The organism is Aeromonas sp. s3 (assembly GCF_040907805.1).
Classification (GTDB): Bacteria; Pseudomonadota; Gammaproteobacteria; order Enterobacterales; family Aeromonadaceae; genus Aeromonas; species Aeromonas dhakensis.
In genome coordinates, this window is sequence record NZ_JBFOCQ010000012.1 from 164,294 (window position 1) to 190,990 (window position 26,697).

26 protein-coding genes are annotated in these 26,697 nt (G+C 62.5%); 7 read left to right on the forward strand and 19 right to left on the reverse strand.

Annotated elements, in window-relative coordinates; all coding sequences use genetic code 11:
• Nucleotides 1-13 precede the first annotated feature (13 nt).
• Together AB5Y98_RS06730 and pomA are read right to left on the reverse strand one after the other, a co-directional pair.
• Complete coding sequence (locus AB5Y98_RS06730; RefSeq protein ID WP_336290593.1) at nt 14-910, reverse strand: flagellar motor protein MotB; 897 nt, start codon at nt 908-910, stop codon at nt 14-16.
• An 8-nt stretch (nt 911-918) separates the two neighbouring features.
• A complete protein-coding gene (pomA, locus tag AB5Y98_RS06735; protein ID WP_005298116.1) occupies nt 919-1,677 on the reverse strand; it encodes a flagellar motor protein PomA in 759 nt (252 codons plus the stop codon).
• A 219-nt stretch (nt 1,678-1,896) separates the two neighbouring features.
• Here pomA and xseB point away from each other — a divergent pair, with 219 nt between their 5' ends.
• The 3 genes from xseB to dxs are packed head-to-tail and all read left to right on the forward strand — an operon-like array spanning nt 1,897 to nt 4,926.
• Entirely contained in the window at nt 1,897-2,148 is a 252-nt protein-coding gene (gene xseB, locus AB5Y98_RS06740; protein WP_005298113.1) for an exodeoxyribonuclease VII small subunit, read from the forward strand.
• The gene (gene ispA, locus AB5Y98_RS06745; protein WP_324053346.1) at nt 2,149-3,039 is read left to right on the forward strand and encodes a (2E,6E)-farnesyl diphosphate synthase; all 891 of its coding nucleotides are present in this window, start codon (nt 2,149-2,151) and stop codon (nt 3,037-3,039) included.
• Between the two features lie 21 nt (nt 3,040-3,060).
• Nucleotides 3,061-4,926, forward strand: coding sequence for a 1-deoxy-D-xylulose-5-phosphate synthase (gene dxs, locus AB5Y98_RS06750; RefSeq protein WP_042049657.1), 1,866 nt, complete (start codon nt 3,061-3,063; stop codon nt 4,924-4,926).
• Nucleotides 4,927-5,003: 77 nt separating this feature from the next.
• Here dxs and AB5Y98_RS06755 read toward each other — a convergent pair whose 3' ends face one another.
• From AB5Y98_RS06755 to glyA, 15 genes are all read right to left on the reverse strand, one after another.
• Nucleotides 5,004-5,945, reverse strand: a complete 942-nt coding sequence (locus AB5Y98_RS06755) for an ABC transporter permease (RefSeq protein ID WP_005298107.1) — start codon at nt 5,943-5,945, stop codon at nt 5,004-5,006.
• 3 nt (nt 5,946-5,948) lie between these two features.
• The gene (locus AB5Y98_RS06760; protein WP_017783736.1) at nt 5,949-6,923 is read right to left on the reverse strand and encodes an ABC transporter permease; all 975 of its coding nucleotides are present in this window, start codon (nt 6,921-6,923) and stop codon (nt 5,949-5,951) included.
• Between the two features lie 99 nt (nt 6,924-7,022).
• Nucleotides 7,023-8,579, reverse strand: a complete 1,557-nt coding sequence (locus tag AB5Y98_RS06765) for an ABC transporter substrate-binding protein (protein WP_005298104.1) — start codon at nt 8,577-8,579, stop codon at nt 7,023-7,025.
• A 59-nt stretch (nt 8,580-8,638) separates the two neighbouring features.
• Entirely contained in the window at nt 8,639-10,363 is a 1,725-nt protein-coding gene (locus tag AB5Y98_RS06770) for an ABC transporter ATP-binding protein (protein ID WP_005298102.1), read from the reverse strand.
• 510 nt (nt 10,364-10,873) lie between these two features.
• Nucleotides 10,874-11,368: a phosphatidylglycerophosphatase A gene (locus tag AB5Y98_RS06775; RefSeq protein WP_368231573.1), complete on the reverse strand. Its 495-nt coding sequence runs from the start codon at nt 11,366-11,368 to the stop codon at nt 10,874-10,876.
• A complete protein-coding gene (gene thiL / locus AB5Y98_RS06780; protein WP_017784575.1) occupies nt 11,365-12,324 on the reverse strand; it encodes a thiamine-phosphate kinase in 960 nt (319 codons plus the stop codon). The genes AB5Y98_RS06775 and thiL overlap by 4 nt, the downstream gene beginning before the upstream one ends.
• A 198-nt stretch (nt 12,325-12,522) precedes the next feature.
• Nucleotides 12,523-12,936, reverse strand: a complete 414-nt coding sequence (nusB, locus tag AB5Y98_RS06785; protein ID WP_005298096.1) for a transcription antitermination factor NusB — start codon at nt 12,934-12,936, stop codon at nt 12,523-12,525.
• A gap of 14 nt (nt 12,937-12,950) precedes the next feature.
• Entirely contained in the window at nt 12,951-13,421 is a 471-nt protein-coding gene (ribE, locus tag AB5Y98_RS06790) for a 6,7-dimethyl-8-ribityllumazine synthase (protein WP_010633100.1), read from the reverse strand.
• Nucleotides 13,422-13,552: 131 nt separating this feature from the next.
• Nucleotides 13,553-14,662 carry a bifunctional 3,4-dihydroxy-2-butanone-4-phosphate synthase/GTP cyclohydrolase II gene (ribBA, locus tag AB5Y98_RS06795; protein WP_042006886.1) on the reverse strand — a complete coding sequence of 370 codons (1,110 nt, stop codon included), beginning with the start codon at nt 14,660-14,662 and terminating at the stop codon, nt 13,553-13,555.
• Nucleotides 14,663-14,803: 141 nt separating this feature from the next.
• On the reverse strand, nt 14,804-15,457 hold the full coding sequence (locus AB5Y98_RS06800) for a riboflavin synthase (protein WP_226008923.1): 654 nt from the start codon (nt 15,455-15,457) through the stop codon (nt 14,804-14,806).
• A 54-nt stretch (nt 15,458-15,511) separates the two neighbouring features.
• Entirely contained in the window at nt 15,512-16,621 is a 1,110-nt protein-coding gene (ribD, locus tag AB5Y98_RS06805) for a bifunctional diaminohydroxyphosphoribosylaminopyrimidine deaminase/5-amino-6-(5-phosphoribosylamino)uracil reductase RibD (RefSeq protein ID WP_368231574.1), read from the reverse strand.
• 96 nt (nt 16,622-16,717) lie between these two features.
• Entirely contained in the window at nt 16,718-17,167 is a 450-nt protein-coding gene (nrdR, locus tag AB5Y98_RS06810) for a transcriptional regulator NrdR (RefSeq protein WP_005298086.1), read from the reverse strand.
• Nucleotides 17,168-17,289: 122 nt separating this feature from the next.
• On the reverse strand, nt 17,290-17,622 hold the full coding sequence (locus AB5Y98_RS06815; RefSeq protein WP_368231575.1) for an NIPSNAP family protein: 333 nt from the start codon (nt 17,620-17,622) through the stop codon (nt 17,290-17,292).
• 78 nt (nt 17,623-17,700) lie between these two features.
• Complete coding sequence (locus AB5Y98_RS06820) at nt 17,701-18,174, reverse strand: hypothetical protein (protein ID WP_368231576.1); 474 nt, start codon at nt 18,172-18,174, stop codon at nt 17,701-17,703.
• An 82-nt stretch (nt 18,175-18,256) separates the two neighbouring features.
• Nucleotides 18,257-19,510 (reverse strand): serine hydroxymethyltransferase, encoded by a 1,254-nt coding sequence (gene glyA, locus AB5Y98_RS06825; RefSeq protein WP_099358765.1) that lies wholly within the window; start codon nt 19,508-19,510, stop codon nt 18,257-18,259.
• A 420-nt stretch (nt 19,511-19,930) separates the two neighbouring features.
• On the opposite strand from glyA, the gene AB5Y98_RS06830 reads away from it, so the two are divergent.
• Entirely contained in the window at nt 19,931-20,218 is a 288-nt protein-coding gene (locus AB5Y98_RS06830) for a hypothetical protein (protein ID WP_017765166.1), read from the forward strand.
• 36 nt (nt 20,219-20,254) lie between these two features.
• Here the strand turns inward: AB5Y98_RS06830 and torS are convergent, their stop codons facing one another.
• A complete protein-coding gene (gene torS / locus AB5Y98_RS06835; protein WP_368231577.1) occupies nt 20,255-23,065 on the reverse strand; it encodes a TMAO reductase system sensor histidine kinase/response regulator TorS in 2,811 nt (936 codons plus the stop codon).
• Nucleotides 23,066-23,135: 70 nt separating this feature from the next.
• On the opposite strand from torS, the gene torT reads away from it, so the two are divergent.
• The gene (gene torT, locus AB5Y98_RS06840; protein WP_368231578.1) at nt 23,136-24,188 is read left to right on the forward strand and encodes a TMAO reductase system periplasmic protein TorT; all 1,053 of its coding nucleotides are present in this window, start codon (nt 23,136-23,138) and stop codon (nt 24,186-24,188) included.
• A 21-nt stretch (nt 24,189-24,209) separates the two neighbouring features.
• The gene (locus tag AB5Y98_RS06845) at nt 24,210-24,614 is read left to right on the forward strand and encodes a GFA family protein (RefSeq protein ID WP_368231579.1); all 405 of its coding nucleotides are present in this window, start codon (nt 24,210-24,212) and stop codon (nt 24,612-24,614) included.
• A gap of 20 nt (nt 24,615-24,634) precedes the next feature.
• On the opposite strand, the gene torR is transcribed toward AB5Y98_RS06845, so the two are convergent.
• Nucleotides 24,635-25,348 (reverse strand): two-component system response regulator TorR, encoded by a 714-nt coding sequence (gene torR, locus AB5Y98_RS06850; RefSeq protein ID WP_290034635.1) that lies wholly within the window; start codon nt 25,346-25,348, stop codon nt 24,635-24,637.
• A 155-nt stretch (nt 25,349-25,503) separates the two neighbouring features.
• Here torR and torC point away from each other — a divergent pair, with 155 nt between their 5' ends.
• On the forward strand, nt 25,504-26,670 hold the full coding sequence (gene torC / locus AB5Y98_RS06855) for a pentaheme c-type cytochrome TorC (RefSeq protein ID WP_368231580.1): 1,167 nt from the start codon (nt 25,504-25,506) through the stop codon (nt 26,668-26,670).
• Nucleotides 26,671-26,697: the final 27 nt, after the last annotated feature.

The window sequence follows — 26,697 nt, forward strand, 5'->3', positions numbered from 1 at the left end:
CAATTGTCTGTGACTATTTCTGCTCCTGGGCGCTGATCGGCGCAGATACCGTCGGTTTGCCCTGCATGATGGAGATCTCCACCCGCCGGTTCATGCGCCGGTTCTCCGGTGTCGTGTTGGGCACCAGCGGCTGAGTATCCGCCATGCCCTGCACCACCAGCCGGCTGCCATCGAAACCGGGCACCTTGATCATCTGGTGGGCCACCGCCACAGCCCGCTGGGAGGAGAGTTCCCAGTTGGACTGGAACAGCTCATCCTCGGTGGCCACGTTGTCGGTATGGCCGGAGATGGTGATCTCGCCGGGTACATCCTTGAGCAAGGCGGCGACCTTGCGCACCACCGGCCAGAACTGGGGCTGCAGGAAGGCGGAGCCCGCCGGGAAGGCGGCTTTCTCGCGGATCCGGATGATGATCTGCTGGCCCAGCGCCTCAATCTCGATCGCCCCATCCTGGATCTGTGCCTTCATCTGATCCGCCAGCGCCTTGGCCAGCGCATTGGACTGCTCCTGCTGCTGTTTCTGCGCCTCCTGCTGGGTGTCGCCCCCCACCGGCTTGTCTTCGCTCTTGTCATGACCACCAGCCTTGTCGGCGTCACCGGGCTGGAATTCCAGCTCGGTCTGGGTCATGTCGATGGTCTGCTGCATGATGGTATCGATGGGCGTTGGTTCCGGGCGACCCGGTCTGAACTCCTGGGCAATGACGGAGGTTCCCTTGGGGATGTCCTTCACCTCGAGGATGTTCTGGACCCCGAACGCCTTCTCCATGGAGCCGGCAATCTGCTTGAACTTCTGCACATCCATCTCGGCAAACGAGAGCAGCAGCACGAAGAAGCACATCAAGAGCGACATCAGATCGGCGAAAGTGCCCATGTAACCGGGCAGCCCGGGGGGCGGACATTTGCAATCAGACATACAGCCCCCTATTCATCGCCATTGTTGCGTTTCGACTGGTTGAGGTAGTTCTGCAACATGGACTGGATCACCCGCGGGTTCTGGCCATCTTGAATACCCATGATGGCGTCCAGCACCAGGCAGCGACTCAGCTTCTCCTCACCGCTGCGCAGCTCCAGCTTGTCGGCAATCGGGATGGCAAGCATGTTAGCCTCGATGGCGCCGTACAGAGTGGTGAGCAAGGCTACCGCCATGGCCGGGCCGATGGATTTGGGATCGCTCATGTTGGCCAGCATGGCCACCAGCCCGACCAGGGTACCGATCATCCCCATGGCCGGCCCCAGATCCCCCAGCGAGCGAAACACCTTGATGGCGATGACATGGCGCTCGGCGGTGAGCTCTATGTCTTTTTCCATCACGGCACGGATGACGTCGGCGTCGTGACCGTCCACCAGCATGTCGATGCCCTTTTTCATGAAGGGGTTGGGCACCTCGGCCGCTTCCAGCGCCAGAAAACCACCCTTGCGGGCCGCATCGGCCAGCTCGACTGCCTTGACGATCAGATCGTCGAGCTTGTCTCCCTTGTACATGAATGCCTTGCCGGCCACCTTGAACGCCATCAGGAACTGGCCGATGTTGAACTTCATCATGGCGATAAAGATGGAGCCTAACACCGTGATGCAGATTGAAGGAACGTCAATGTACATCCCCACAGGGCCACCCAGCAGCATGCCATAGATGACCACCCCAAATCCCAGCACTATGCCAATCAGACTACCTAGATCCACATCCCTACTCCTGTCAGCTGAAATTTGTTGTATCTGTAGTTTGTTGAATTTTCTGCTATTGGCTCACCAGCGGCAAGGGCCGCTACCATTTTCCCCTTTGGAAGATGGCTTATTATCGGCCACTTTTCCGAGAGTTTAAGCCGATGGCATTTTTCTGCCTCCCCCCTGCCCGCCGTCGATGTTAAGATAAGCCGTTTTTTTCAATCCCCGAGGATGGACATGGCCAGTAAAAAAATCGACCGCCTGAGTTTTGATGCCACTCTGGAAGAGCTGGAAACCATAGTTCATCAACTGGAACAGGGCTCCCTGCCGCTGGAAGAGGCCCTCAAGCAGTTCGAACAGGGCATTCACCTGGTGCGTGCCGGCCAGCAGAAGCTGGAGCAGGCCGAGCAGAAGATCCAGATCCTGCTGACTCAGGCCGATGGCAGCGAGCACGCAGTTCCCTTCCAGCCAGAGCAAGGAGAGGAGTGAGTGACGCTGGACGATTTTTCCCGCCTGCACCGGCAACGTATTGACGACTGTCTATCTGCACAACTTGAATCCTTGCCACCCATGGCCCCCCGCCTGCGCGATGCCATGCGCTATGGTCTGCTGCTGGGTGGCAAACGGGTACGCCCCTTTCTGGTCTACGCCGTCGGCGAGATGCTGGGAGTAAAGCGCGAGCTGCTGGACGGCCCCGCCGCCGCGGTGGAGTGCATCCACGCCTACTCCCTGCTGCACGACGATCTGCCCGCCATGGATGACGACGATCTGCGTCGCGGCCAACCGACAGTACACAAGGCATTTGATGAAGGCACCGCCATCCTGGCCGGTGACGCCCTGCAGACCCTGGCCTTCGCCATTCTGGCTGATCACCCGATGCCGGATTCGCTGCTGGGCAACCGGGTGCGGATGCTGAGCCGGCTGGCGCGCGCCTCCGGTTATCTCGGCATGTGCGGTGGCCAGGCGCTGGACCTGCAGGCGGAAGGACGTCAGATCACCCTGGCCGAGCTGGAACAGGTACACCGCCACAAGACCGGGGCTCTCATCGAGTGCGCCGTGGCGCTTGGCGCCCTGTGCAAGGCCGACGTGGATGAAACCATCCTGAGCGCGCTGCAAAGCTATGCCGCCGCCATCGGTCTCGCCTTCCAGGTGCAGGATGACATCCTCGACATCACAGGCGATACCGCCACCCTCGGCAAGCGGCAAGGTTCCGATCTGGCGCTGGAAAAGAGTACCTATCCGGCGCTGCTGGGGCTCGACAATGCCCGTGAGCTGGCTCGCGAACTGCATGGTAAAGCCTTAACAGCCTTGCAATCTTTGCCCTACAATACCGACATTCTGGAAGCGTTTGCCGATTACATCATCGAGCGAACCCACTAAACGCTGGATAACAGTAACAATATGAGCGTTGATATAAGCAATTTCCCCAACCTGGCCCTCGCGGATACGCCGGTCGAGTTGCGATCCCTGCCCTTCGAGCGACTGCCTGTGCTGTGCAACGAACTGCGTGAATATCTGCTGCGTTCGGTGAGTCGCTCCAGTGGTCATCTTGCCTCCGGGCTCGGCACCGTCGAACTGACGGTGGCGCTGCACTACGTCTACAACACCCCGTTCGATCGACTGGTGTGGGACGTGGGCCACCAGGCTTATCCCCACAAGATCCTGACCGGTCGCCGCGATCGGATGCAGAGCATCCGCCAGAAAGACGGTTTGCACCCCTTCCCCTGGCGCGGCGAGAGCGAGTATGACGTGCTCTCCGTCGGTCACTCCAGCACCTCCATCGGTGCGGCGCTCGGCATGGCCGTGGCGGCCGAGAGCGAAGGGCTGGGGCGCAAGGTGGTGGCGGTGATCGGCGATGGCGCCATCACCGCCGGCATGGCGTTCGAGGCGCTCAATCACGCCGGCGATGTTCACAAGGACATGCTGGTGGTGCTCAACGACAACGAGATGTCCATCTCCGAGAATGTCGGGGCACTGAACAACCACCTGGCCCGCATCATGTCCGGCAAGCTCTACACCACCATCCGCGAGGGTGGCAAGAAGGTGCTGGCCGGCCTGCCGCCGGTCAAGGAGCTGGCCAAGCGGGCCGAGGAACACCTCAAGGGAATGGTGGTGCCCGGCACCCTGTTCGAGGAGTTCGGCTTCAACTACATAGGTCCCATCGACGGCCACGACATCGAGGCTCTGGTCGAGACCCTGCGCAACATGCGCAATCTCAAGGGGCCGCAGCTGCTGCACGTCAAGACCAAGAAGGGCAAGGGCTACGAGCCCGCCGAGAAGGACCCCATCGGTTATCACGGCGTGCCCAAGTTCAATCCGGACGAGTGCACCCTGCCCAAGGCGAGTGGCGGCAAGCCGAGCTTCTCCGCCATCTTCGGCCAGTGGCTGTGCGACATGGCGGCCAAGGATGAGCGGCTGGTCGGCATCACCCCGGCCATGCGCGAAGGCTCCGGCCTGGTGAAGTTCAGCCAGCAGTATCCGGATCGCTACTTCGACGTGGCCATCGCCGAGCAGCACGCGGTCACCTTCGCCGCCGGTCTCGCCATCGCCGACCAGAAGCCGGTGGTCGCCATCTATTCAAGCTTCCTGCAGCGGGCCTACGACCAGCTGATCCACGACGTGGCGCTGCAAGAGCTGCCGGTGCTGTTCGCCATCGACCGAGCCGGTCTGGTGGGGGCTGACGGCCCGACCCATCAGGGGGCATTCGATATCAGCTTCCTGCGCACCGTGCCCAACATGGTGATCATGACCCCGTCCGACGAGAACGAGTGCCGTCAGATGCTCTACACCGGCTACCAGTGCAACGGGCCGGCGGCGGTACGCTACCCCCGCGGCAGCGGCACCGGCATCCAGGTGGAGAGCGAGATGCAGGCGCTGGCGCTCGGCAAGGGGCGGATTGTGCGTCAGGGCAAGGGCACCGCCATCCTGGCGTTCGGCACCCTGCTGCAACAGGCCAAAGCGGCTGCCGAGGCGCTCGACGCCACCCTGGTGGACATGCGTTTCGTCAAGCCGATGGACGAGGCCCTGGTGCTCTCCCTGGCCGCGACCCACGATCAGTTCGTCACCCTCGAGGACAACGCCATCATGGGTGGCGCGGGCTCTGCGGTGAACGAGCTGCTGATGCGCAGCAAACAGTGCAAGCCGGTGCTCAACCTCGGCCTGCCGGATCGCTTCGTGGAGCAGGGTACCCAGGAGGAGATCTACGCTCTGCTGGGGCTCGATGGCGCCGGCATCCAGCGCAGCATCGAGCAGTGGCTGCAGGCTTGACCCTCAGCACACAGAGCAAAAGGGCGCCGTTATGGCGCCCTTTTCGTTTGTCTGTCTCGTTTGTTTATCTGTGACCATCAGCCCTTGTAGAGCTTGGGATTGAACACATCCCGCAGCCAGTCACCCAACAGGTTGATGACCAGCACCAGCACCACCAAGCAGATGCCCGGGAAGGCGGTGATCCACCAGGAGCCGGAGAAGATGTAGTTGAAGCCCACGCTGATGAGCGAGCCCAGCGACGGCTGATCCACCGGCATCCCCAACCCCAGGAAGGAGAGCGCCGCCTCGCTCATGATGGCGTTGGCCACCTGCACCGTGGAGATGACCAGGATCGGCGACAGGCAGTTGGGCAGAATGTGGCGGAACATGATGCGCGGGGCACGAAAGCCCATCACCTTGGCCGCTTCCACATACTCCTTTTTCTTCTCCGCCAGTACCGAGGCGCGCACGGTACGGGCGTACTGCGGCCACTCGGCGATGCCGATGATCACCACCAGCATCAGGATGGCGAACTTCGAGTAGAACTCGGAACCAAAAGTAGCCTGGAAGATGGCGGAGATGATGATCGCCACCATCATGGTGGAAAACGACAGCTGAACGTCGGCAAAGCGCATCAGCAGGCTGTCGATGCGGCCACCGAAGTAGCCGGCCAGCAGGCCAATGACGATGCCGAGCACCAGCTGCAGCCCCACCGCAAACAGACCTATGGTGAGCGAGATGCGGGCGCCATAGAGGATGGTGCTCCAGATGTCGCGACCCTGGTTGTCGGTACCGAGCCAGAAGCGCTCCTCGCCCCCTGCCAGCCAGGAGGGCGGCAGTTCGGCATCCATCAGATCGAAGCTGGTCTGGTCATAGACGTTGTACGGGGCGAGCCAGGGCGCCAGCATGGCGGCCAGCACGAACACCACGAACACCGCAAAGCTGAACATGGCTACCTTGTCCCGCAGGAAGTAGTAGACGATGTCGGAATTTTTGAATCGGGCCCAACGGCTTGGGCTCGCAGTCACAGCGTTAGTCATCTGTTACCCCTTGGCGGTCAGGTTGACGGTCGGATTGATCAACCCGTAGAGCAGGTCGACCAGGGTATTGGTCACCACGAAAATGAGCCCGACGAAGATGACGTAGGCGGTGATGAGGGGCGTATCGACCCGGTGGATCGCCTCGAGGAACAAAAAGCCGGTCCCCGGCCACTGGAACACGCTCTCGGTCAGTATGGTGTAGGCCACCATGGTACCGATCTGCACGCCGCCAACGGTAATGACCGGCAGCATGGTGTTCTTCAGGGCGTGCTGGTAATAGACCTTGTTGTTGTCCAGCCCCTTGGCGCGGGCAAACTTGACGTACTCGGAGGAGAGCTGCTCCAGCATCTCGGAGCGCACCAGCCGGATGAACAGCGGCAGCATGATGGAGGAGAGCGACACGCAGGGCAGAATCAAATGCTTGATACCGTCCCAGGTGAAGAAGCCCGACTCCCAGCCCAGCAGGTTGTAGGTCTCGCCGCGGCCATAGGCCGGCAGCCAGCCTAGCTGGATGGAGAAGAGGTACATCAGCATGATGGCGGTCAGGAACACCGGGATCGAGATGCCGATGCTGCTCCCCGCCATGATGATCTTGGTCGGTATGCTGTGCGGGCGGATCGCCGAGTAGACCCCAAGCGGAATGGAGACCACCACGATGATCAGCGCAGCGCCAAACACCAGCTCAAGAGTAGCCACCAGCTTGTCGAGGATAACCTCGAGAGCGGGTCGCTTGAAGAAGTAGGAAGTGCCCAGATCCCCGTGTACCGCGTTCTTCAAGAAGCGGCTGTATTTGACGAGGAAAGGATCGTTGAGGCCCATCTTCTCGCGCAATTCGTGGCGCTGGGCTTCGGAGACGGATTGTCCCACCAGCTCGCGCAGCGGATCCCCCAGGTTGTCCTGGATGGAGAAGGCGACCAGGCTGATGACGAACATCACTATCACGGCCTGATAGAACCGTTTCAGCAGGAATGTAAACATGCTTGTCCTTCTACGTGGCCTGTGTCATGGCACAGGCTTCTGTTAGCAGGCGGGGTGACCGGCTGACCACCCCGCCCCGTCCTTCCTTGCGACTTGCGCTTACTTGCCGACCACCAGGTCACCCAGGTAAGGGAAGTTCATTACGTTGACCACCGGCTTGATGTCGGCGTTCTTCTTGGCGCCGTAGGCCAGATCTTCCCAGTGCAGCGGCACGTAGGCGGCGTCGTCGATCAGCATGGCTTCGACCTTCTTCAGCATCTCGGCGCGCTTGGCTGGGTCGGTCTCGGCATTGGCCTGCTCGACCAGCTTGTCAGCCTCGGCGTTGGCATAGCCGGCACAGTTGTACTGGCCCATGCCGGTCTTGGCATCCTTGGTGAAGGTCAGGAACTCGAAGAAGTTCGCGGTATCTTCGGTGTCGGAGTGCCAGCCGATCAGCTGCATGTCCGCGGCGCACTTGTCAAACTCCGGCCAGTACTGGGCCACCGGCATGGTCTTCAGATCAACCTTGATGTTGATCTTGGCCAACATGGCGGAGACGGCCTGGGCAATCTTGACGTCGTTGACGTAGCGGGCAGCCGGGGAGATAAAGCTCATCTTGAAGCCCTTCTCGTAGCCGGCTTCCTTCATCAGCTCCTTGGCCTTGGCCAGGTCATACTGGGGCTTGAGCGCCTCGTTGTGACCGGCATAGCCTTTCGGGCTCAGCTGGCCGGCGGGGGTGCCAAAGCCCTTGTTGATCTTCTCGACGATCCCCACCTGGTTGATGGCGTAGTTGATCGCCTGACGCACGCGCTTGTCTTTCAGCGCCGGGTTGGTGTTCTGGTTCAGCTCGATGATGATGGCGCGGGTACCGGACAGGGTCACCAGCTGGGTGTCCTTGCCGTTCTTCACGCGCTCCAGATCGTTCGGTGCAACCGGGTAGATCATGTCCACGTCGCCACCCAGCAGGGCCGCCACGCGGGTGGCGTCTTCCTTGATGGGGACCACGGTCAGGTTGTCAACGTTGCCCTTGGAGGCCTTGTCCCAGTAGTTGGCGTTGCGCACGTACTCCAGCTTCACGCCCTGCTCGCGGAACTTGACGCTGAACGGGCCGGTACCGGAGACGTGGGTGGAGGCGTAGGAGTCGCCGTTCTTGACGATCTCGCCCTTGTCCTTGCCCGCCTCTGTTTTGCCGGTATAGAACTTGGAGTCCATCGGGAAGATGTAGGTCACGGTCTGTAGCACCAGCGGGAACGGCTTGGCGGTGACGAGATCCACTGTGTACTCATCGACCTTCTTCACTTCGGCGATGGGGTCGAAGATAGCCTTGAAGTCGACGGAGGACTTCAGACGGTTGACGGTCCACACCACGTCGTCGGCGGTGAAGTCGTTGCCGGAGTGGAACTTGACGCCCTTGCGCAGGAAGAAGCGGACGGTCTTGTCGTCGATACGCTCATACTTCTCGGCCAGGCGCGGCTCGAACTGCAGGTCCTGGGTGTAACGCATCAGCGGATCGAACACCAGGTGGGACATCTCCAGGGTCTGACCGGAGAGCTGCTCCTGCGGGTCCAGCGAGGTGGCGTCAGAGGCGACACCGACCTTGATGTCGACAGCGGAGACGTTAAAGGCGAAACCAGCGGCAAACAGCGCCAGTGCAATCTTGGACAATCCTTTTTTCATTGTTTTCTCCATGCTTTTGGCTTTTTTATTGACATAGATACCGGCGAGCCGGTGCTTTCCTAGCTTGCGATTTCCAGCCCCTCGCGGGACATTCCCTTGAACTCCGGCATGAGGGAGATCAGCTTGCGGCTGTACTCATGCTCGGCATTGGTAAACAGTTTCTCGGTCTCGGCCACCTCCACCAGGTGACCGTGCTGCATCACCCCGATGCGATCGCACATCTGGCGGATGACCGGCAGATCGTGGCTGATGAACAGCATGGTGAGGCCAAGCTCCTGCTGCAGATCCTTGAGCAGGTTCAGGATCTGGGCCTGCACCGACACATCCAGCGCCGAGGTTGGCTCGTCGCAGATGAGGAAACGGGGCCGGGTCGCCAGGGCCCGGGCGATGGAGATGCGCTGACGCTGGCCCCCGGAAAACTCGTGGGGGTACTTGACCCCGGCGCCGCGGCCGAGGCCAACGTGATCCAGCAGATCCCCCACTATGCCGGCGATCTGGCTCTCGCTGCTCGCCAGCTTGTGGAAGCGGATCGGCTCGGCAATGATGTCGCGCACCTTCATGCGCGGGTTCATCGACGAATAAGGGTTCTGGAACACCATCTGCATCTGGCGACGCAATGGGCGACGCTCATGCTCACCCTTGAGGGCGGTGAGATCGATCCCCTCGAAGAAGATCTTGCCGGTATCGGGCGGATAGAGGCCGGTGATGGCGCGGGCGATAGTGGATTTGCCGGAGCCAGACTCCCCCACCAGGCCGAAGGTCTCACCTTCGAAGATCTCGAAGCTGATGTTGTTGCAGGCCCGTACATACTGGCGACGGCTCGGGAAGAAGGAATCCTTGGTGACGAACTTCAGATCCACGTTCTCCACCCGCAGCAGCGCCCCTTCATAGGCACGCTCGTCCTGGCTCTGACCGAGCCAGTGGGTCTTGAGATCGATGCTGGTATCTGCCGCGCCGGCATCCTCGATATAGGAGACCAGCGGGAAGCGCACCAGCTTCACATCCGAGCGGGGCACCGCCGAGATGAGGCTGCGAGTATAGGGGTGGTTGGGGCGACCCAGCACCTGTTCCGTGGTGCCGAACTCCACCAGATCGCCGCGATACATGACCGCCACCTTGTCGGTAACGTTGGAGACCACGCCCATGTCGTGGGTCACCAGCATGCAGCCCACCTGCCGCTCCTTGCAGAGGGTACGGATGAGCTGGAGGATCTGATCCTGGATGGAGACATCCAGCGCCGTGGTCGGCTCGTCGGCGATGATGAGCTCGGGATCGCCGGAGAGGGCGATGGCGATCACCACCCGCTGGCGCATGCCGCCGGAGAACTGGTGCGGATACTGCTTGATGCGCAGCTCCGGGCTCGGGATCCCGACCGCCTTCATCAACTCGAGCGCCTTGGCAAAGGCCGCCTCACGTGACAGGTCAGTGTTGGCCAGGATGGTTTCAACCAGCTGATGTTCGACGGTGAACAGCGGGTTGAGGGAGGTCATGGGATCCTGAAAGATGAAACCGATGCGCGAGCCGCGAATGGCCCGCATCTCGTTCTGGCTCTTGCCGGAGATGAGCTCGCCATTGAGGTAGATATCGCCACGGGCGATGCGACCCGGCGGGCTCAGGAGATCGATGACGGCGTTGCCGATGGTGGACTTGCCGGCGCCGGATTCACCCACGACACCGACTATCTCCCCTTTTTCGATGGAAAAAGAGAGATCCTTCACTGCGGCCAGTACCCCGTAGCGGGAGGGATACTCGATCCGCAAGTTTTTCACTTCGAGCAAGGACATGGTTACCTCTGCGGGGGACATCCGTCCCAAATAATTCGTCCGTAAATCGGCCGCAGATGCCGGTCGTGCCTTGGCGTGATCGTGAGTGTTTGATATGACGACTAAACGCTCAATCCATGAGACAACGAAACCAGCGATCCGGGCGGGTTTTTTGCATTTTTTTGGAATAACCCGCGAGTAACTTAGACGGTTTGACGGCGAGTGTAAATGATCGGGTTATACAATTTCGCAATACTTTGCTCAGTTAGCAGCCAGCTCAGCAGTCATAAATGATGACTACAATCACATATCCAGACTTTATGACCACATAAATGACGATCTAGTGCTTTTACTTTCAACAAGGGTGTAACAGGCGGGAATATTCACTATTGACACAATAGTCTCAAGCCTCGAATGAGTAGTGAATATTTATGTGAAATGATTTTTTAACGGCAGCATATGCCGATGAATGAAAACTAAACAGAGATAAATAGGGGGATGCCAGCGCTGCATTCCCCCTCGTAATCCCCGTCACCCCAGCCAGTATGCCAGCAATTGCATACAAAACAGGGCGAACAGGGCGGCGATGAGATCGTCGAGCATGATGCCGAAGCCACCGTGGATGCGGCGATCAAACCAGGAGATGGGCCAGGGCTTGAGCACGTCGAACAGGCGAAACAGCACGAAGCCGGCCAGCACCCACTCCCAGCCGGCCGGCGCCGCTATCATGGTGACGCCAAAGCCGATTACCTCGTCCCAGACGATGGCGCCGTGATCCGGCATGCCGATGGCATCGGTGGCGCTCTGACAGATGCGGATGCCGATCAGGAAACCCACCACCAGCAGGGCGATGAACCAGAAGGTCGACAAGCCGCTCACCAGCAGATAGAGCGGAATGGCGGCAAGCGTCCCCATGGTGCCGGGCGCCTTGGGCGAGAGGCCGGAGCCAAACCCCACCGCCAGGAAGTGAAGCGGGTTTCTGAGGTTCAACCGCTTCAGCTCGGGCTTTATCATGAACCAGCTCATGCGAAGTGATCCCACCCTTTCAGCGTCAGCTCGACCGGCTGCTCGCCGTGCAGATAGTCGATGCCGGGCTCGCCGGCAACGATGCGGCCGATGCGGGTAAACTTGACGCCGCAGTTGGCCAGCGCCGTGTCCAGCGCGCCGCGATGCTCCTCCGGCACGGTGAAGCAGAGCTCGTAGTCATCGCCACCGGCCAGCGCCAGCTGCCAGGCATCCTGCTCGCTCACCGCATCCTGCAGCACGGGTGAGAGCGGCAGCAAACCGAGATCGATCTGGGCCCGCACGCCAGACGCCTTGAGCACGTGGCCGAGATCCGAGGCCAGGCCGTCGGAGAGATCCAGCGCGCTGCTGGCCAGTCCGCGCAGGGCCTGTCCGGCCAGAATGCGGGGATGGGGATGGTCGAGGCGCGGCAGCACGGCCGCCAGCTGGTTCTCGTTGAGGGTGCGCTTGGCCAGCAGGTGGGAGAGCGCCAGCGCGGCATCCCCCAGGGTGCCGGTCACATAGACACCGTCGCCGGCCTTGGCACCGCTGCGCAGCAGGGCGCGGCCGGCCGGCACCGACCCCTTGACCGATACCGTGATGGAGAGGGGGCCGCGGGTCATGTCCCCGCCCACCAGTGCCACATTGTAGTATTCGGCAAGCTCGAGGAAACCTTCCGCAAAACCGGCCACCCAGGCTTCGTTGACGGTGGGCAGGGTCAGCGCCAGCGACACCCAGCGCGGCTCGGCGCCCATGGCGGCCAGATCGGAGAGATTGACCGCCAGCGCCTTGTAGCCGAGGTCTACCGGATCCATGTCGGGAAAGAAGTGTACGCCGCTCACCAGGGTATCCGTGCTCACCGCCAGCTGGGTGTCGGGGGGCAGGGTCAGCAGGGCGCAGTCGTCTCCAGGGCCCATCACCACGTCCTTGCGGGCGTGGGGGACCTTGAAGTACTTATCAATCAGCTCAAATTCACCCATACAGTAAAAAGCCAGCGATTAAGCTGGCTCCTCTATTAGATGCTGTTGCGGCTCTTGCTGCGAGACCGTGTTCAAGGCTGGTCGCTGCCGGGCTCTTCATGTATTTCCATACACGTCGGCCTGGCGCTGCGCTTCACCTTGCTGACGACGGCTCGCGACAGAACATCGATCAGCATGGAATGCTGATGAACGCAGGGATCAGCGCTTGTCCAGCGACTTGATCACCTTGTCCAGTACACCGTTGACAAACTTGTGGCTGTCATCGGCAGCAAAGGCTTTGGCCAGCTCGATCGCTTCGTTGATCACCACGCGCGGCGGCACATCATCACGACGGGTCAGCTCATAGGTCGCCAGACGCAGGATCGCCTTGTCCACCATGTCCACTTCTTCCAGCGGACGGGAGAGGAAAGGTGCGAAGACCTTGTCCAGCTCGTTGCAGTGGAGGGCTACCCCGAACAGCAGATCGCGGAAGTAGTTCAGATCCACACCCTTGGTGTCCTGATCGATCTTGAACTGCTCTTCGATGTCGCCCACGTTAGCCTTGGTCATCTGCCACTGGTAGATGGCCTGGGTGGCGCAATGGCGGGCCTTGCGGCGCTCAGACGGTTTCAATGCATTTCTCCTCGTTACACGTCCAGTTCTTTCAGGACGTTGATCATTTCGAGCGCTGCCAGTGCAGCCTCTGCACCCTTGTTACCCGCCTTGGTACCTGCACGCTCGATGGCTTGTTCAATGTTTTCAGTGGTCAGTACGCCGAAGGCAACCGGAATTTCATATTCCATCATTACCTGGGCCATGCCCTTGCTGTTCTCGTTGGCGACCAGATCGAAGTGGTAGGTGCCGCCACGGATGACGGTGCCGACTGCCACGATGGCGTCATACTTGCCGCTCTTGGCCAGTTTCTTGATGACCAGCGGCATTTCAACCGCGCCCGGCACTTTCACCAGGGTCAGGTTGCTGTCCTGTACCTGGCCTTGACGCTTCAGTACGTCCAGTGCACCACTCACCAGGCTGTCGTTGATGAAACTGTTGAAACGAGCAACGACAATCGCAACGCGCGCTTCAGGAGCGGCGATATTTCCTTCGATAACCTTCATTGGAAATCCTGTATCTGTGAAAGCAAAAGGGCCGGAGTCAAAAGTGCGCACATTCTAGCACAACAGACCCACGACAAAAAACCATGGCCGCAACGGGCGGCCATGAGGATGATTTCAGCCGTATGCGGCGCTTACTCGCCGACGTACTCCACCACTTCCAGGCCGAAGCCGCCGAGAGCGTGATACTTCTTCGGCGAGCTCAGCAGGCGCATCTTGCCCACCCCCAGCGCCTTGAGGATCTGGGAGCCGACGCCGACCCGGCGCGAGGTGCCCTGCCACTTGGCCCCCTCCGGTGCCAGCCCCTTGTCGGCGGCCTCAAAGCCCTTGACCCTGGCCAGCAGCTCGGCGCCGTGGGCTTCCGCCCCCAGGATCACCAGCACTCCGCCCTCGTCGGCGATGCGGGCCATGGATTTGGGCAGCGGCCAGCTGCGGGCGGCGTGGCGGTCGGTCTGCAGCAGATCGCTCAGCACGTCGTGCAGATGAACCCGCACCAGGGTCGGCTGATCCGCCTGCACTTCACCCTTCTTCAGAGCGAAGTGAACCTGGTTGTCGATGGTGTCGCGGAAGGTGATGAGGTCGAACTCACCATATTCGGTGGGCAACTTGCACTCGGCCACCTTCTCGACTGTGGTCTCGTGCTGGTTGCGGTATTCGATGAGATCCGCAATGGTGCCAAGCTTGATGCCGTGCTGCTCGGCGAAGATCTCGAGATCAGGGCGGCGCGCCATGGTGCCATCTTCGTTGAGGATCTCGACGATGACGGAAGCGGCCTCGTAACCGGCCAGCCGGGCCAGGTCACAACCAGCCTCGGTGTGGCCGGCGCGAGTCAGCACGCCACCATCCTGCGCCATCAGCGGGAAGATGTGGCCCGGCTGCACCAGATCGGAAGCCTTGGCATCGGGTGCCACCGCCGCCTGCACGGTGACGGCGCGATCGGCGGCAGAGATGCCGGTGGTCACCCCTTCGGCCGCTTCGATGGTCACGGTGAAGGCGGTGGAGAACTGGGCGTTGTTGCGGTCGACCATCAGCGGCAGCGCCAGCTGCTTGCAGCGATCCCGGGTCAGGGTCAGACAGATGAGCCCCCGGCCGTAACGGGCCATGAAGTTGATATCTTCCGGGCGGACACAGGAGGCGGCCATGATGAGGTCCCCTTCGTTCTCCCTGTCTTCGTCATCCATCAGGATCACCATCTTGCCAGCCTTGATATCGGCAATGATTTCCTGGGTCGTGCTCAGCGCCATGGGCTACTCCATCAACATGCTTCGGGGATTGAGCCAGTCGGCTCGACGTGATACTGCCTATTGTGCTCTAGATGGGGCACGCGGGGCCCCATTTCAATCGGAGCGGGATCACAGAAAAGCGTTTTTCCCGCCGAGGTTCCGTCACAGGAAACCGGAGCGGGCCAGCTTATCCAGGGTCAGGGTGGAGGCACTGCTCTCCTGGCGCTGACCCGTCATCAGCCGCTCCAGATAGCGGGCTATCTGATCCACCTCGAGATTGACGCTCCTGCCCGGCTTCCAGCCGGCTATGGTGGTCTCCTGGGCGGTGTGGGGCACGATGGTCAGCCGGAACAGATCCCCCTGCACGGCGTTGACGGTAAGGCTGATGCCGTCCACCGCGATGGAGCCCTTCTCGGCGATGTAGCGGGAGAGCTCCGTCGGCGCCTTGATCCAGTACTCGATGGCACGGCCACTGCTGGAGACGCTCTTGACCTCCCCCACCCCGTCCACGTGGCCGGAGACCAGGTGACCGCCGAGGCGGGAGGTGGGCATCAGCGCCTTCTCAAGGTTGACCCGATCGCCCACCTTGGCGGCAGAAAAACCGGTGCGGGAGAGGGTTTCCAGCGACACGTCGGCGGTGTAGCGCTTGTCGCCCAGGGCGATCACGGTAAGACAGACACCATTGGTGGCGATGGAGTCGCCCAGCTTGACGTCGCCAAAATCCAGGGTGGGCGCGTGCACGGTGAGGGCCATGTCTTCGCCCTGGCGACGCAGCTCGGCCAGGGTTCCCACCGCTTCGATAATTCCGGTAAACATGCAGATCACCTTGCTGATGACGGGGGCGACAATACCCCCTTTAACATTGATAAATCAGGCTATTTTGGCGGTAATACGAATATCCTGGCCAACCATGCGCACATCCTTGATGTTGAGCTTGGGTGCCTGGAACAGCCGGGTGAGCCCGGGCAGATGGAACAGGCCGCGCCCCTCATCCCCCATCAGTTTGGGCGCCTGATAGAGCACCAGATCGTCCACCAACCCCTTGTCCAGCAAGGCGCCGCACAGGCGGGGCCCCGCCTCCACCAGTACCGAGTTGACGTTTTGCTTGGCCAGCAGCATGAACAGGCTGACCAGATCCAGCTTGCCATCCAGCAGCGGCACCTCCAGCTGCTGTACCCAGGCTGGCCAGTCGCCGTCCGCCTTGTGGCGGGCCAGCAGCACCGGGCTCTCGCTCTGGAACAGGGGCAGATCCGGGGTCAGCCGGTTCTGCGAGTCGACGATGACCCGCAGCGGCTGACGCAGGGTCTCTTTGGGATAGACGGCCTTGACCGAGGGGGGCAGCTCGTCCCAGCGCACGGTGAGGGAGGCGTTGTCCGCCAGCACGGTTTCGGCGCTGGAGAGCACAGCATCGTGGCGGGCCCGGAGTCGCTGCACGTCACGACGCGCCTCCGGGGAGGTGATCCACTGGCTCTCGCCGCTCGCCATGGCGGTGCGGCCATCCAGGCTGGCGCCGAGCTTGACCGTCACCTGTGGGAAGGCGGTACGCATCCGCTTGAAAAAGCCCGGGTTGAGCGCCTCAGCTTCGCTTGCCAGCAGACCGAAATCGGTCTTGATGCCCGCCTCGGAGAGCATGCGCAGGCCGCGTCCCCCTACCTGAGGGTTGGGGTCCACCATGGCGGCCACCACCCGGCTCACGCCGGCCTTGATCAGCGCCTCGGCGCAGGGCGGGGTGCGACCGTGATGGGAGCAGGGCTCCAGGGTCACGTAGGCGGTGGCGCCGCGGGCCTCATCGCCGGCCGCGTGCAGGGCGTAGACCTCGGCATGGGGCTGACCGGCCCGCTGATGCCAGCCCTCTCCCGCCACCACGCCGCCTTTCACCAGCACGGCACCGACACAGGGGTTGGGCGCCGTGGTGTAACGGCCGCGGCGGGCCAGTTCGAGGGCCCGGCTCATCCATTGGTAATCGTCTTGACTAAACATCTGGGCTCCTCTGACAGCACATCCAGGCTTACGCAATATCGTAGGTTCGATTAGCGCAGCGTAATCGAACGCGGCAACCTGGTTTGGAAGAAAGACTCACTTCTCCAGCTTGGCGATCTCTTCACCAAACTCACGAATGTCTTCAAAGCTGCGATAGACGGAGGCAAAGCGGATATAGGCCACCTTGTCGAGCCCCTTGAGTTCGTCCATCACCAGGTTGCCCACCAGCTCGGAGGCCACTTCGCGCTCACCGGTGGCCCGCAGGCGGGATTTGATGTGGTTGACCGCCTTCTCGATGGCCTCCATGCTCACCGGCCGCTTCTCCAGTGCCCGCAGGATGCCGGCACGCAGCTTGTCTTCGTTGAAAGGCTCGCGCGAGCCGTTGGACTTGATGACGCGGGGCATGACCAGCTCGGCCATCTCGAAGGTCGTGAAGCGCTCGTGGCAGAGCAGGCATTCGCGACGGCGGCGTACCTGATGGCCTTCGGCCACCAGACGGGAATCGATCACCTTGGTATCTACCGCACTACAGAAAGGGCAATGCATCGGACCTCCGGCGTTGACGGAAAAGGGCGCCGACCACCGGGGCCGGCTCTAGGCCGGCCAGTGTAGCACGGCCATCCGGAACCGGTAAAAGCCCGTGAAAACAAGGGAAGTGATAGATGCCATCAGCAACCACGAAGTGCATCAATGGCGACATCAGGCAGGCAGAGCACAGTATTGGTGTCGCTCTCTATCAGCTCGACGATGGCTTCTCTCGGACCTGTTCTCCATGCATCCGTGGCATAGAATGCCGCCTGTGAACGGGTCAGATCGTCAAGATCATCGTAAGCCCGCATCAAAAAATAGACGTCCGGATCGTGCAAGGAAGGGCCATGATTCACCACATCCATTCCCCACTCGCGGTGCAGCGGCAAACTCTGCTCTGCAACCAGCCTATGAAACTCTGTCCGGCTACCGGCCTTGAGCCGGTAGTTCCGGATCTCCAGCACTCTCTTCATTGAGCTATCTCCTGCCATCCGTTTCTTGAACATCAGAGCTGTTTTAGGCGCCCATCCCAGTCATCCATTCGACCGGGCTCAGTCATCATAAGGCAGGGTATCGGGGTCACAATCCTGATAATCGGGCGCCGGATCCACGGCAAAGCGGCGCGCCTCGATATGGCTGTGGCCCAGCATCAATGCCTTGCCCACCCGGTGCATGCCGTCCATCACCCGGCCGGCGCTGTCCAGCAGGATGGGATAGGCGAGATCGGCCGCCATCATGAGCTGGCAGTGCTCCACCACGCTGCGCACCGTGGGGCGGGTGGCGTCATGGCCGTACCAGTGCTGCTGGTCGAGCTCGGCAATCTCACCGAGTGCTACCGCCTGCACCGGCAGATCGCGGCTCAGCCACACCAGCCGGCGCACGTCCCAGGCCAGCAGCCCCTGTTCGCTGGCGCGAAAATGATACTGAGCACGGATCGCCTGCCTGAGCGCTGCCGACGCCAAGTCCCGCTCAGCGTTGCCCCCGCCCCCTGTGCCCTCCAACTGCTCTTTGCTGTGCTGACTCATAGCCCCTCTCATGTTGCCAAACGTCACAAAAAACAATGCCACCCGAGGGTGGCATTGCGGTTCAACCTGAAAAGCGGGTCGATTATGCGTAAACCGGGAAACGGCGGCAGATATCCAGCACCTTCTCGCGCACGGTGGCCAGCACTTCGTCGTTGTCGTGGTTGTCCAGCACGTCGCAGATCCAGTGGGTCAGCTGGATGGACTCGGCTTCCTTGAAACCGCGGCGGGTGATGGCCGGAGTACCGATGCGCACACCGGAGGTGACAAACGGGGAGCGCGGGTCGTTGGGCACGGAGTTCTTGTTGACGGTGATGTTGGCTTTGCCCAGCGCAGCGTCGGCATCCTTACCGGTCAGCTCACGGCCGATCAGATCAACCAGCATCAGATGGTTGTCGGTGCCGCCGGAGACGATCTTGTAGCCGCGCTCGATGAAGGTGGCAGCCATCGCCTTGGCGTTTTTGACGACCTGGGCCTGATAGGTCTTGAACTCGGGCTCCAACGCCTCTTTGAAGGCAACGGCCTTGCCGGCGATGACGTGCATCAGCGGACCACCTTGACCACCCGGGAAGACGGCGGAGTTGAGCTTCTTGTAGAGCTCCTCGTCGTCAGCGGCGGAGAGGATCAGACCACCGCGCGGACCGGCCAGGGTCTTGTGGGTGGTGGAGGTGACCACGTGAGCGTGGGGCACCGGGTTCGGGTAGACACCGGCGGCGATGAGGCCAGCCACGTGGGCCATGTCGACGAACAGCCAGGCACCGATCTTGTCGGCGATTTCGCGCATGCGGGCCCAGTCGACAACGCCAGAGTAAGCGGAGAAGCCGCCGATCATCATCTTCGGCTTGTGCTCAACGGCCAGACGTTCCATCTCGTCGTAGTCGATCTTGCCGGACTCGTCGATGCCGTAGGGGATGATGTTGTACAGCTTGCCGGAGAAGTTGACCGGGGAGCCGTGAGTCAGGTGACCGCCGTGAGCCAGGTTCATACCCAGCACGGTGTCACCCGGTTGCAGCAGGGCCATGTAGACGGCGCTGTTGGCCTGGGAGCCGGAGTGCGGCTGCACGTTGGCGTAGGTGGCACCGAACAGCTCTTTGGCGCGCTCGATAGCCAGGGTTTCAACCACATCCACATACTCGCAACCACCGTAGTAGCGCTTGGAGGGGTAACCTTCGGCGTACTTGTTGGTCAGCTGGGAGCCCTGGGCTTCCATGACGCGGGGGCTGGTGTAGTTCTCGGACGCAATCAGCTCGATATGCTCTTCCTGACGACGGGTCTCGTCTGTGATGGCCTGCCACAGCTGGGGATCATAGCCGGCAATGGTCATGTCACGTTTCAACATCCGTTTCTCTCCTGAAAATCGTTTGCGCGATAGGTGAAGTGGGCAGGCGCATTGTAACGTGAGCTGGATCAAAGAGACAGTCCAACCACCCAAAAATTTGTTTAAAAAATGTAAAATGCGTCGCAAATTTCACACCGACCAGGCGGGCTGCGACCCGCCGGCGAGCCCACGCCCGCCCGGCCGGCGCACTCTTCATCTGCCGCCGATACACTCGGCCAAGTGCCGGAGCATGGCTCATCAGCCGGCCAAAACCAGAGCCAGATCATGGATATAGCATTTACTAACAGATAACATCTTTAACAGGCACAGCAGTTGCCCGGCGCGCAGGCCGGCAACGTAAGGGCCCCTCACCGCATCCGGTCAACTGCTGCTCGCGTCACCCTCTTGTCTTGTCACACCGCAGACTCACGGGAGTAAGCCATGCTGGATAACTTGATGCTGTTTCTGATTATTTCGGTATTCGCGCTGTTCTACTGGATCTACTACACCGGCAGTCGCAAGAGCCCTTTCACCACCCAATGGGACCAGTTGCCCACCCGCGAGCAGTATCTGGCGGCCCACCCGGACGCCATCGACGGCGACATCCTCTTCTGCATTCACTGCGGCCATCATCAGCAGCTGGATGTGGGCCTGGTGCACCAGGCCGACTTTCGCCGTCAGCACCTCTGCGCCCAGTGCAGGCAGCCGCTCTACCGCGAAGAGCAATGACTGTCCTGAGCGGGCGTGAGCCACGCCCCCTTGCTGCTAATCCGGCAGATGCTTCGCCTGCCACGCCCGCAAACCGGCCAGCGCCTGCTCAAACGGCCCGGTCAGCGCCCCCCCATCCAGCAGCCCCTGCTCCACGGCGGCGCACTGCGCCGCGAAATCATCCAGCCCGAGCGCCAGGGCACTGCCCTTGAGCCTGTGGGCCAGCGCGCGCTGCGCTTCCCCTTCGCTGTGCGCCAGCTCGGCCACCAGGGGCGCGCCCTGCTCGGCAAACAGGGCGATGAGCTGGCGGATGCGCTGACTGCCGAGCAGGGTCAGATCCGCCTCCAGCACCCGGTTGGCGGTCCCGCCACCAGCGAGCGGCTCGCCCGCCACCAGGGGAGGCGCCTCCTCCCCCGCAGACAAACGGTCGATGGCCGCGGCCAGCGCCGCCAGCCGCACCGGCTTGCCGACGAAATCGGCAAACCCCGCCGCCAGACAGGCGCGCACATCCTCCGGGTACATCTGGGCCGAGACAGCGATGGCGGGCAGGCCGCAGCCATGCTCCTCCTCGCTGATGGCCACCAGATCCTCGCGCAGCGTCATGCCATCCATGTCCGGCAGGTTGATGTCAAGCAGAGCCAGCTCGAAGGGGCGCTCGGTCACCCGCGCCAGCGCGCTGCGCCCATCCTCGGCCAGAGTGACCCTGTGGCCGAGGCGCACCAGCATGCCCTCGGCCACCAGCCGGTTGATCTCGTTGTCCTCCACCAGCAGGATCTCCCGCGGCTGGCCGAGGCGCACCGGCTGGACACTGGCCGGCAGCTGAGCCGCCGAGCGTTGCAGCGGCAGGCTGAAGCTGAATTCACACCCCAGCCCCGGCTCGCTGGAGAGCATAAGCTCTCCCCCCATGGCGGCCACCAGCCGGCGGCTGATGGCGAGCCCCAGCCCCGTGCCCCCCTGATGGCCCATGTCCCGCTTGCGCTGGCGGAAGGCCTCGAACACCGCCTCCTGCTCCCCGGACGGGATGCCGGGGCCCGTGTCTTTCACCACGAAACGGATGCAGGGCTCGGCGCAGGGGCCCGCGCAGGCCAGCGGCGCCACCACCAGGGTGATGCGCCCCTCGCCGGTAAACTTGACCGCATTGCCCAGCAGGTTTGCCAGCACCTGGCGCAGCTTGCCCAGATCCCCCTCCACCACGGGGGGGAGCGAGGGGGCGAACTCCAGCGCCAGCGTCACCCCTTTCGCGTCGGCCCTCGGCCCGAACAGGGCGATCAGCTCCTCGGCCAGCGGGCGCAGGGAAAAGGGCTCGCGGCGCGCCTCCACATGGCCCGCCTCGATCTTGGAGTAGTCGAGAATGTCGTTGAGGATCTCCAGCAGGGATTCACCGCTCTGCTCGATGGCGGCCAGGTAGCGCTGCTGGGTCTCGCTGAGATGGGTATCCTCCAGCAGGGTGAGACCGCCCAGGATGCCGTTCATGGGAGTGCGGATTTCGTGGCTCATGGTGGCGAGGAACACCGACTTGGCCCGGTTGGCCTGCTCCGCCTCGGCGCGAGCCAACCGCTGCTTCTCCACCTCCTCGTTGAGGCGCGCATTGGCGTGGCTGAGCTGCTCGGTGCGCTCCTCGACCCGCGACTCCAGCTCCCGCTGGTAGCGGCCAAGCTCGAGTGCGTTGTCGCGAAACACCTGCAGCGCCCGCGCCAGCTCAGCCAGCTCGTCGCGCCCCGCCTCCCCGACCGGCGTCAGCGGCGCCAGATCCCCCCTAGCCAACCGGCTCATCCCGGCGACCGCTCGCTGCAACGGCCAGACGATGCGGCCATAAACCATGCGCCACATCAGCAGGATGAGCAGCACCAGGGTAAGCAGGCCGATCACCATCAGGGCCCGCTCCAGCAGCTTGAGCCGCTGGCTCAATGCCTGCTGGCTCTGCCCCAAGGAATCGCGGGCCTGACTGACCAGGGTACCGACCTGACGGTTGAGGCTCGCCATCAGGGCGTCGTTGGCGGCGGCCAGCACCCGCAGCGCCTCCCCCTTGCCGAGCCAGTCGCTGCGCAGTTGCACCAGCCGATCGCTCTGCTCCAGCACAGTCAGCGCCTGCTCCACCGCCTGGCTGCGGGCCGGATCGGTCACCGCTCCCGCCCGCAGCCGCAGGATGGCCAGTTCCCCGCGCACCTCCTGCAGCAGGGTTTGCAGCCCGTCCTGCCGGTCGCTGCGCCAGATCTCCTCGATACGCTGCTGCTGCATCAGGGTACGGTGGCGCAGCTCCGTCATCTGCTCCAGCCAGTCGAGATCCTGCTCCAGCAGCCGGTCGATCGCCCCATCTGCAGACCGCCCTTGCAGTGAATAGAGGGAGCCAAGCCCCGCCACCATCACGGTTTCGGCGTTCTCCATCTGGCTGCGGGCCAGCTCCGCCACCTGACCGGCGGCCGTCACCAGCCGGGAGCGCAGGGCGCTACCGTCGGCCATCAGCGTCAGCCGTTCTCCCACCAGCCAGCCCTGCTGGCCCAGGTTGCCAATGATGGTCTGGCTGAGGCGATGCAGCTCGTCTGGGGTCTGCTTGCCGCCACCATGGCCCAGTTGCTCCAGCACCTGTTGCATCTGCTGCCCCTGCAGGGTGAGCAGCCGCCCCTGATGCTCCCGCTCCCCCTCGCTGGTGGCGGAGGCCAGCAGGTGGGAAGAGCTCTGGATCTCGCCGCCGAGCCGCGCCAGGGTGCGGGCCAGCTCCTGATCCGCCAGGGTCTGCTGCACCCCCTGCTCCAGCTGGCGCAGGTGGCTGAGCCCGAACCAGCCTAGCAGGGAGGCCCCCAGGGTCAGCAGCGCCATCAGGGAGAAGGCCAGCAGCAGCTTGCCACCCAGGCCGGAAAAGATTCTCACGCGAAGCCCCTTGGTTGTGGTCGACTTTGACCGGATAATATGGCCCCACACTTTAACAAAACCCCCGGCCATGCGAAGCGTCTGTCTCTCCCTGTTGCTCATCCTGCTCCCGGCCTGCGCCCTCGCCTTCGAGGTGGATCACTGGCCGGACGGCGCCTTCGACGGCAAGCCGGCCCGTTTGAACTGGCAAGGACCCGCCCCCGTCACGCGCCCACTGACCCTGTGCGCCCTCTACCCCCACCTGCGCGACGCCTACTGGCTGTCGGTCAATCAGGGCATGGTGGAAGAAGCAAAGCGGCTCGGCGTGAAACTGCGCATTCATGAGGCGGGCGGTTACGGCGCCATCACCGAGCAGCGCCAGCAGTTGCAGCAGTGCGTGAGCGAGGGGAGCGATGCCATCCTGCTCGGCGCGGTGAGCTACGACGGGCTGGACGAGGCGATCGGCGCCAGTCCGCTGCCGGTGTTCGGTCTGGTCAACGATCTGCCCGCCGGACTGGTCAAGGCCAAGGTGGGGGTCTCCTGGTACCAGATGGGCTGGCGCATAGGCCACTGGCTGGCCAAGCGCCATCCTGCCGGCAGCCCGCCGGTGACGGTGGCGCTCTTTCCCGGTCCGCAGGCAAGCGGTGGCAACAACTTCGTCGAGCCCGGCTTTGCGGCAGCCATCCAGGGCACCGCCATCAGGCTGGTGACCACGGCGCGCGGTGACAACAGCCGCGAGATCCAGCGCACCCTGGTGCAGCAGACCCTGGCCCGCCACCCCGACCTCGACTATCTGGTGGGGGGGGCCATCGCCGCCGAGGTGGCGGTCAACGAGCTGGCGCAGCGCCAACTCGATCGCCCCAAAGTGCTGAGCACCTACTTCAGCCACGGGGTGCAGCGCGGCCTGCGCCGGGGCAAGGTCCTGGCCGCCAACAGCGATCAGATGCGCCAGCAGGGACGTCTTGCAGTGGCCCAGGCGGTCTGCCTGCTGCAAAGTCCCGAGGCCGGCGAGCAGCAGTGCCCGCGGGTGATGGGCCCCCCCATCCTGACTCTGGAGGCCCCCCTGGCCAATCCCGCCAACTCTCTGTCCGATGGCACCTTTCGCCCCGTCTACCGGGTCGGCTTCGACGCCAGCGGCCACTAACCAAGCACTCAAGGAGAAGAGATGAACACATTGCATGCGAGCTGCCTGTGCGGCGCCGTGGCCCTGACCCTGCCGGATCGGTTCGACTACATGGGCAACTGCCATTGCTCCGAATGCCGCAAGTTTTCCGGGGCGGACTACGCCTCGGTCGGCGGGCTGGATGGTGACAAGGTGACCATCGCGAAGGGGAGCGAGGCCATCGGCCGCTACCAGAAATCGGACGAGACCAGCATCGCCTTCTGCCGCCACTGCGGCTCCAGCCTGTTCAGCCAGAAGCGCAGCACGGGCAAGATAAATCTACGGCTGGGGATACTGGACGAGGCGCCGAGCCAGAAGCCCGCGTTTCACATCTTCGTCGGCTCCAAGGCCCCTTGGCACCAGATAGGGGATGACTGCCCGCAGTTCGACACCCGGCCATCGGCCTGAGTGCCTCGCAAAGCTGAGGATCAGGCGGCCAGATCGCCGGCGAACAGATAGCCTTCCCCGTGCACGGTAACGAACAGTTGCGGGTCACGGGGATCTTGCTCCATCTTGCCGCGCAGGCGGCGGATCAGCACGTCTATGGTGCGATCGCTCGGGCCATCACCGCGGTGGCTGGTGAGGGCCAGGATCCGCTCCCGGCTCAGCACCCGCCCGGCGTTGGCGATAAAGGCCACCAGCACTTCGTACTCTGCCTTGGTCAGGCGCACCGGCACCCCGTCACGGCTGAGCTGGCGGCGGGGTATGTCGAAGCGCCAGGGGCCGAAGCGCACCGCATCGTCGGCTACCGCCGGCTCACTCGGCTGGGCTGCGGCCAATGAGATTCGCCATAGCAGGTTCTTGACCCGCACCAGCAGTTCCCTGAGCTCAAACGGCTTGGTGACATAGTCGTCGGCTCCCATCTCAAGGCCGACGATCCTGTCCACCGCATCGCTGCGACCGGTCACCAGGATGATCCCCACCGTGCTGCGGGCGCGCAGTTCACGGGTCAGCAGCAAGCCATCCTCCCCCGGCAGGTTGATGTCCAGCATCACCAGGGCCACCTCCTGCTCTGCCAGCACGGCCCGCATCTCCTGGCCGTTCTCGACCGCGGTCACCCGATAGCCCTCCCGCTCGAAATAGCCGGTCAGCTTCTCGCGGGTCACGGCATCGTCTTCAACAACCAGAATGTGGTGGCTCATGGGCAGGGTCCGCAGGGTTCGACAGAGTTCAACATGGGGGGATTATTCTATTCATAATTTTTCATAAATACCCCTATTTCGTTAATTTTCGGCGGCAGCCCTGTTCACAACGCCTCCCTATCATGGCCTCCATCAAAAAAGCGATGTGAGAGAGCATGATGAAAAAACTGTGGCATTTCCTGCGCACCCCCAGCCGCCGCTGGTCGGTATTGGCGCTGCTGCTGGCGGGCGTCGGGGTCACCCTGGCCGGCAGCGTCGGCCTGCACTACGGCTTCGAGAAGACCAGTACCCTCGAGTTCTGCATCTCCTGCCATACCATGAAGGACACCGTCTACCCCGAGTACAAGGAGTCCGTCCACTTCAAGAACGCCTCCGGCGTCCAGGCCATCTGCACCGACTGTCACCAGCCGAAGGACTTCGTCGGCAAGGTGGCGCGCAAGATGGAGGCGGCCAACGACCTCTATCAGCAGTACATAGGCCACAGCATCGACACCCAGGAGAAGTTTGAGGACCGGCGTCTGCACCTGGCCGAGAAGGTGTGGGCGCGCATGAGCAGCCAGAACTCCAAGACCTGCAAGTCCTGCCACAGCTACGACAACATGGACCACGCCAAGCAGTCCCCCGCCGCCGCCCTGGCGATGAAGGATGCCGCCGCCAAGAACATGAACTGCATCGAGTGCCACAAGGGCATCGCCCACGAGCTGCCGAACATGGCGGGCGGCTTCCGTGCCACCTACGCCACCCTGGCAGGCGATGCGCAAGAGGCACCGGCTGCCGAGACCCTCTACACCCTGGGCGAGAAGGATCTCTACGAAAGCGAAGAGAGCACCGATCCGGTCGGCAAGCTGCTGCCCGCCTCCCGCATCGAGGTGGTGGCCCGCAGCGGCGATCGCCTCAAGGTGACCATCGAAGGCTGGCGCGAAACCGCAGGCAAGGGCCGCGTGCTGAGCGAGTACATGGGCAAGCGAGTCTTCGTGGCCACCATCCGTGACGAGCTCAGGGCGAACGAGCAGATCCTGAAACAGGAGACCGACAGCGCCACTCATATCGAGTGGGAACAGGTGCAGGTGCAGGCCTGGGTCGATGGCAAGGGCCTCGAATCCTCCCTCAAACCGATCTGGGATTATGCCGGCGAGATGTACAAGTCCACCTGCAACTCCTGCCACGCGGCGCCGGATCCGGCTCACTTCACCGCCAACGGCTGGATCTCGGGTCTCAAGGCCATGTCCGCCTACTACCGCCTGAGCAAGGAAGAGGAGCGCACCCTGCTCAAATATCTGCAAAACCATGCCGCCGATACCGGTGGTCAGGGCAGCCACTAAGTCCGGATTTGAGAAAGGAATAACAAG